This is a genomic window from Streptomyces sp. NRRL WC-3605 (genome assembly GCF_001509795.1).
GTDB classification, from domain to species: domain Bacteria; phylum Actinomycetota; class Actinomycetes; order Streptomycetales; family Streptomycetaceae; genus Streptomyces; species Streptomyces viridochromogenes.
The window spans coordinates 159,435-165,718 of record NZ_LLZN01000127.1; the positions used below are offsets into that span (position 1 = coordinate 159,435).

Annotated in this window: 6 protein-coding genes; 3 read left to right on the plus strand and 3 right to left on the minus strand. The window is 72.1% G+C overall.

Features of this window, described 5'->3' with window-relative positions; genetic code table 11:
• Positions 1-16 precede the first annotated feature (16 nt).
• Both ADL34_RS34320 and ADL34_RS34325 read right to left on the minus strand, forming a co-directional pair.
• Complete coding sequence (locus ADL34_RS34320) at positions 17-1,825, minus strand: hypothetical protein (protein WP_062667610.1); 1,809 nt, start codon at positions 1,823-1,825, stop codon at positions 17-19.
• Positions 1,826-2,004: 179 nt separating this feature from the next.
• Positions 2,005-2,214 (minus strand): hypothetical protein, encoded by a 210-nt coding sequence (locus tag ADL34_RS34325; RefSeq protein WP_062667612.1) that lies wholly within the window; start codon positions 2,212-2,214, stop codon positions 2,005-2,007.
• 131 nt (positions 2,215-2,345) lie between these two features.
• On the opposite strand from ADL34_RS34325, the gene ADL34_RS34330 reads away from it, so the two are divergent.
• On the plus strand, positions 2,346-3,320 hold the full coding sequence (locus tag ADL34_RS34330) for a carbohydrate kinase family protein (protein WP_062667614.1): 975 nt from the start codon (positions 2,346-2,348) through the stop codon (positions 3,318-3,320).
• Positions 3,321-3,334: 14 nt separating this feature from the next.
• On the opposite strand, the gene ADL34_RS34335 is transcribed toward ADL34_RS34330, so the two are convergent.
• Complete coding sequence (locus ADL34_RS34335) at positions 3,335-4,720, minus strand: cysteine desulfurase/sulfurtransferase TusA family protein (RefSeq protein ID WP_062739854.1); 1,386 nt, start codon at positions 4,718-4,720, stop codon at positions 3,335-3,337.
• A gap of 287 nt (positions 4,721-5,007) precedes the next feature.
• On the opposite strand from ADL34_RS34335, the gene coxB reads away from it, so the two are divergent.
• Together coxB and ADL34_RS34345 are read left to right on the plus strand one after the other, a co-directional pair.
• The gene (coxB, locus tag ADL34_RS34340) at positions 5,008-5,973 is read left to right on the plus strand and encodes a cytochrome c oxidase subunit II (RefSeq protein WP_062667617.1); all 966 of its coding nucleotides are present in this window, start codon (positions 5,008-5,010) and stop codon (positions 5,971-5,973) included.
• On the plus strand, positions 5,970-6,284 hold a 315-nt coding region (locus tag ADL34_RS34345; protein WP_199835674.1), incomplete at its 3' end, for a cbb3-type cytochrome c oxidase subunit I. The genes coxB and ADL34_RS34345, both read left to right, overlap by 4 nt.

The following is a 6,284-nucleotide window of genomic DNA, read 5'->3' on the forward strand; positions in this document are numbered from 1 at the left end:
TGTGTCCTGGGGCTCCTCAACGGGCCCCGGACGTCTGCGGTGTCGCGGGGAGCCGCGCACCGGGCTTCTCCAGCGGCACGCCCTGGCCGTCCGTGCCCACGACCCTCCGGTCGCCGAGCGGCGCGTCCAGCTGGACGGTCCGGTGGAAGACCTTGGCGATGAGGATGCAGACCTTCTCCGGCCGGGTCGTCTCCGTCACCCGGACCGTCACGGTGCCGCCGCTCTCGCTCGCCGTCACGTCGTAGTGGGCGCACACCCCGCCCGTGAAGGTCACCGTGAGGTCCCTGCCGTCGGCCGTGTAGCCCTCCACCGTCACGTTCCGGGTGACCGGCGAGGCGGACGGGTCGTCCTTCGGGCCGGACGGACGCGGGCTCGGCCCGGTCGTCGGCTCCTCGGACGGCGTTGCCAGATACGCCGGGTCGACCGCCGGATACGTCACCGTGAAGCCGTCCCGCGCGTCCTGCGCCCGCACCTGGAACAGCCAGGAAGGCACCAGCGCCTGCCGGCCGTCCACCGCGTGCGCGGCCAGGCCGAACACCGCCTTCTCGACGGTGACCGTGTCCTGCTTCGTCTTCACCGACGGGTCCGCCGCCACGTCGCAGTTCGCCTCGGGCTGCTCCTTCAGCGGTACCGGGTCGGCGCACCCCCCGATGCCACCGCGGCCGTCGCCACCGACCGGAGCCTTGTTCATCAGGCCGAGCGTCTTCTCCGCGCTCAGCACCGGGTAGGTGTCGCCCTTCACCGGGGCCGCGAGCAGACCGCTGCCGCCGACCACCTCGCCCTGGGCGTTCACGGTGACCCCGGTGGTCCAGCCGTAGGTGGGCAGCCCGTCCACCACCGGCTCGGCGTTCACCACCCGCTGGGAGCCCGTGACCTGGCTCGCGTCCAGCTTCGCCTCGTCCTGGCCCACCGCCTCCAGCACCGGCTCCGCCGCCTTCTCGGCGGCGTCCTCGGCCGGCGGGTCACCTTCCGAGGACGGGGGTGTCTTCGCGCACCCGGCGACGCCCCGGCAGTCGTCCGTGCCGGCGGCGAACCGCTGGAACGTCCAGGAGCCCGGTGCCTGCTTGTCCACCCGCAGGGTGGGCCCGCTGCCGTCCTTCGCCCCGATGTGCCAGGTCTGCCCGCGCGAGACGGGGGTGCCGTCCACGCCGAGCGCCTCGGCCAGCCGCTCCACGTCGTCGGCGCCGACCTGCCCCGCGGCCCGGTACACCGGCGCCGACCCCGGCCCGTCGGGCAGGTCGCCGCCCGCCCGGTACCGGACCCCGTACGGGTTGGGCTCCCCGGGCGCGATGCCGTTCGAGGCGCCGCCCTCGCCGGCGCCGTCCAGACGCAGGGGCGGGGGAGCGGAGCCGCCGGGCGCGCCGGTCGCGGCGGAGCCGTCCGACCCGCCCGAGGCGTTCGCGGCGAGATAGGCGCCGCCCCCGCCGACGAGCAGAACGGCGGCGGCGACGGAGGCGATGACAGCAGGCGACCGCCGCCGCCCGCCATGAAGCCCCGGAACCCCGACAGTGACGCCGTCGACATCCCCGCCCACCGCATCGCCCCCGACACCGGCCGCCTCGGCCTGCTGCGCGCCCTCGGCGTTCGTATCCGGACCCCCGTCACCGGCGTCCGCGTCTTTGGGTGCGCCGGCCTGCGCCTCGTTCGCGTCCTCAGGCGCCTGAGCCTCACCCGCGTCCGCGTCCTCCGGCGCTCGCTCCTCGCCGGCCTTCGCGCCCTCCCGAGCCCCGGTCTCCGCCGGACCCCCGGCGCCGGGCGCCCCCGGGTTCTCCGGCCGACCGCCGGAGGCACCCGTGTCGTCGTTCTCGGGTCGCTCGGTGTTCACCGCATCGCTCCTTCGGCTGCGCACATGTCCCAAGGACCCTGACCCGGCCCTGTCAAAGGCGGATCTGTCGGGTCGTATCCCGCATCCCCTTTCCGGGGGACGCCGATGGGACGCAGCGGGGGAGCGCACGGTTCCCCTGTGGGCGCCGGTCCGGGCGCGGTGTCCGGACCGGCGGCCGGTCAGTCGCCGTAGTCGGACATCGCGTCCAGCAGACGTGCCGACCTGGGCGGCACCGAGACCCCGTGGATGCGCGCGGGGGAGACCGGACGGGAAAGGACCCGGTCGGGGACGGCCCAGTGAGGTGCCATCCGCGCACAGTCGCCGAGCAGGGACGCCAGGCCGGCCTCCTGGTCGGCCGGGGCGGGGGCGCGGACCTCGAATTTCGTCATGGCGGCACCGTAAGCACCCCGGGCCCCGAGAAGAAAGATCTACTATCGGGTAGTTTCGGCCACTTCAGAGAGCCGGTCACGGAAGGTAGCGTGGACTGTCAACCCAACCTCCCCCCAGGAGACTCCCCGCCGTGCGCATCGCAGTCACCGGCTCCATCGCCACCGACCACCTCATGACCTTCCCGGGTCGCTTCGCCGACCAGTTCGTCGCGGACCAGCTGCACACGGTCTCGCTGTCGTTCCTGGTCGACAACCTGGACGTGCGCCGGGGCGGTGTGGGCGCGAACATCGCCTTCGGCATGGGCCAGCTGGGCACCGAGCCGATCCTGGTCGGCGCCGCCGGCTCCGACTTCGACGAGTACCGCGCCTGGCTGGACCGGCACGGCGTCGACACCGGCTCGGTCCGTATCTCCGAGACCCTCCACACCGCCCGCTTCGTCTGCACCACGGACGCCGACCACAACCAGATCGGCTCCTTCTACACCGGCGCGATGAGCGAGGCCCGCCTGATCGAGCTGAAGACCGTCGCGGACCGCGTGGGCGGCCTCGACCTCGTCCTGATCGGCGCCGACGACCCCGAGGGCATGCTCCGGCACACCGAGGAGTGCCGCTCCCGGCAGATCCCCTTCGCCGCCGACTTCTCCCAGCAGATCGCCCGGATGAACGGTGAGGAGATCCGGATACTGCTGGACGGCGCGACCTACCTCTTCTCCAACGAGTACGAGAAGGGCCTCATCGAGTCGAAGACCGGCTGGAGCGACGAGGAGATCCTCTCCAAGGTCGGCCACCGCGTCACCACGCTCGGCTCGCGCGGTGTGCGCATCGAGCGGCAGGGAGAGGACCCGATCGAGGTCGGCTGCCCCGAGGAGGAGCGCAAGGCCGACCCCACCGGCGTCGGCGACGCCTTCCGCGCCGGCTTCCTGTCCGGTCTGGCCTGGGGCGTCTCCCTGGAGCGGGCCGCCCAGGTCGGCTGCATGCTGGCGACGCTCGTCATCGAGACCGTCGGCACGCAGGAGTACCAGCTGCGCCGGGCCCACTTCATGGAGCGGTTCGCCAAGGCGTACGGGCACGACGCGGGCGAAGAGGTGCGGGCGCACCTGGGCTGAGCCCGGCCCCCGACTCAGGCGACCCGGCGGACCAGGTAGGCCGTCCCCTGTTCCGCCGGTTCCTCGCCCACGTACTCCTGCCCCCGCATCTCGCACCACGCCGGGATGTCCAGCCGGGCCGCCTCGTCGTCGGACAGGACCCGGACCAGCCCGCCCACCGGGACCTGGCCGATGACCTTGGCCAGCTCGATGACGGGGATCGGGCACCGCTTGCCCAGCGAGTCCACGACCAGCACGTCGTCCCCGTCCTCCCGGGCCACCGGCCCCGCGGCCGGCGCGTCCAGCTTCTCCCGTACCCCGGCCACCGCCCCCGGCAGCACCTCCAGGAACCGCTCCACGTCCTCGGCACGCGCCCCGGACGGCAGCGACACCCGGATGTTCCCCTCGCTCAGCACCCCCATCGCCCTCAGCACATGGCTGGGGGTCAGCGTGCTGCTCGTACAGGACGAACCGGACGACACGGAGAACCCGGCCCGGTCCAGCTCGTGCAGCAGTGTCTCCCCGTCGACATAGAGACAGGAGAAGGTGACGATCCCGGGCAGCCGCCGCACCGGATCGCCGACCACCTCCACGTCCGGCACCAGCCGCGGCACCCGCGCCCGGATCCGCTCCGTCAGCTCCCGCAGCCGTACCGCCTCTTGGGCCGCCTCCGCCCGCACGGCCCGCAGCGAGGCCGCCGCAGCCACGATCGCCGGGATGTTCTCGAAGCCGGGCGCCCGCCCCGACTCCCGCTCGTCCACCGGCCCTTGCGCGGCGAACCGCACCCCCTTGCGCACGACGAGGAGCCCGACGCCCGACGGGCCGCCCCACTTGTGGGCGCTGCCGGTCAGCACCGACCAGCCGCCCTCGACCGGCCCCCAGCCGAGCGACTGCGCCGCGTCCACCAGCAACGGCACCCCGGCCTCCCGGCACACGGCGGCCACCTCGGCCACCGGCTGCTCGGTGCCCACCTCGTGGTTGGCCGACTGCAGGCACGCCAGCGCGGTGTCCGCACGCAGCGCCTCCCGGTAGCCGGCCGCGGTCACCGACCCGTTCCGGTCCACCGCCACCTGACTGACCGAACCCCCCGCAGCTTCGTGCGCGTCAGCCGCATGGAGCACACAGGAGTGTTCGACGGCTGACACGATCAGGTGACGTCCGACCCGCCGCCGCCCGCCCAACACCCCGGCGACACCGGTGTGGACGGCCTGCGTCCCCGACGGCGTGAACGACAGCTCGTCCGGCCGGCAGCCCACCGCCTCGGCGGCCGCCTCCCGGGCGGCGTCGAGCAGCAACCGCGCCCGCCGGCCCTCCCGGTGGAGCCGCGCGGGGTCGGCCCACCCCTCGTCGAGCGAGGCCTGCAGGGCCTGCCGGGCGACGGGGTGGAGAGGAGCACTGGAAGCAGCGTCGAAGTAACCCACACGGCCACGCTAGACGTACGGTCGGCGGCACGCCCAAAAGGGGCGCGGGACCGTGACATCAGCGGCTCCGCCGCGGGGCGCGACAAGCCACGACGGACCTTCAGCCGCCAATCCAGCGAACACCCCACCCCACTAGGCACCCCTCCCCGCGAACCCCCGGAGGGCGTCGGCTAGGGTTTGGTCCGCATAAACATCCAAACCCCTGCCCGACGCAGGGCGGCGACCGACCAGCGAGAAGGCCAGGCCGCAGCCGAACCGCGCGGGCGAGACTCTCGGGAAGGCGCTACGTGAGTCCCAACGGCTCCGACCGCTCGCCGCGGCGCCCGATGCGGCGGAAGCTGCTGCAGGCAATGACCGCGGGCCTGGTCCTGGCGACAGCCACCGGTTGCTCGTACAACTGGGAAGACTTCCCCCGCCTTGGTATGCCCACCCCGACCACGGAAGAGGCTCCGCGGATCCTCTCCCTGTGGCAGGGGTCCTGGGCGGCTGCGCTCGCCGTCGGCGTGCTGGTGTGGGGTCTGATCATCTGGAGCGCGATCTTCCACCGGCGCAGCCGGACGAAGGTCGAGGTTCCCCCGCAGACCCGGTACAACATGCCCATCGAGGCGCTGTACACCGTGGTCCCGCTCATCATCGTCTCCGTGCTGTTCTACTTCACGGCACGCGACGAGTCGAAGCTCCTCGAGCTCAAGGACAAGCCCGACGTCACGGTGAACGTGGTCGGCTTCCAGTGGAGCTGGTGCTTCAACATGGTCGCCGACGTCGAGGGCTCCACCGGCGACGCGAAGACGTCCAAGGAACTGGCCGCCATCCCGGACCGGTACAAGGACGACTTCCCGGCGAACGCCGGCGGCGTCTACGACTGCGGCACCCCCGGCACCCGGAACCCGCAGACGGGCAACCCGGGTCCGACCCTGTGGCTGCCGAAGGGCAAGACCGTCCGCTTCGTGCTCACCTCGCGTGACGTCATCCACTCCTTCTGGGTGGTGCCGTTCCTCATGAAGCAGGACGTCATCCCGGGCCACACCAACGCCTTCGAGGTGACCCCCAACCGTGAGGGCACCTTCCTGGGCAAGTGCGCCGAACTGTGCGGCGTCGACCACTCCCGGATGCTGTTCAACGTGAAGGTCGTCTCCCCCGACCTGTACGAGAAGCACCTGAAGGACCTCGCCAAGAAGGGGCAGACCGGTTACGTTCCCGCCGGCATCGCGCAGACGAGCCACGAGAAGAACCGGGAGACGACAAACCTGTGAGCATCGTCAACGAACCCTTGGGTGCCGCCGAGGCGGGCACCTATGAGAACGAACTGCCGGTCCGTCGCCGGCAGCCCGGCAACGTCGTGGTCAAGTGGCTCACCACCACCGACCACAAGACGATCGGGACGCTGTACCTGGTCACGTCGTTCGTGTTCTTCGTGATCGGTGGCGTGATGGCGCTGCTCATGCGCGCCGAGCTGGCTCGACCTGGTCTGCAGATCATGTCGAACGAGCAGTTCAACCAGGCGTTCACGATGCACGGCACGATCATGCTGCTGATGTTCGCGACGCCGCTGTTCGCGGGCTTC

Bases quoted from the DNA above. Each gene is read 5' to 3' on its own strand.
- ADL34_RS34325 (WP_062667612.1), bottom strand. From the start codon at position 2,214: ATGACGAAATTCGAGGTCCGCGCCCCCGCCCCGGCCGACCAGGAGGCC.